The organism is Halomonas marinisediminis (genome assembly GCF_004347715.1).
Taxonomy (GTDB): Bacteria; Pseudomonadota; Gammaproteobacteria; order Pseudomonadales; family Halomonadaceae; genus Halomonas; species Halomonas icarae.
Genome location: NZ_SLTR01000556.1, coordinates 1 through 262, shown reverse-complemented (window position 1 = coordinate 262; position 262 = coordinate 1). Strand labels below are relative to the sequence as shown.

1 protein-coding gene is annotated in these 262 nt (G+C 68.3%); it reads right to left on the bottom strand.

Annotated features, from left to right (window positions below):
• Positions 1–262: hypothetical protein (locus E0702_RS17790; RefSeq protein ID WP_205742100.1), on the bottom strand; the 262-nt coding region annotated here is incomplete at both ends.

Genomic DNA, 262 nt, shown 5'->3' with positions numbered 1-262 from the left:
ATGGGGCTTTCCTTCCTTGGTCTTCGAGCTGCCGCAACCCGGTCAGCAGCGAGGCGTTCATCACCCAGGCCTTGTGCCGGGCGGGATCGGCGCAGGTGCCCTGCAACTCGGTGCGGGCGGCGGCCTGTTGCTCCGGCGTCCTGGCCTCCAGCCGTTTCTTGTTCTGGATCGTCTGGGCCTGCACGTAGTCCTCGGCGATCTGCCGCCGCTCGGCGTCATAGGCATCGAACAGGGTCTCGGCCTTGCCCGGGTCGGCCACGGC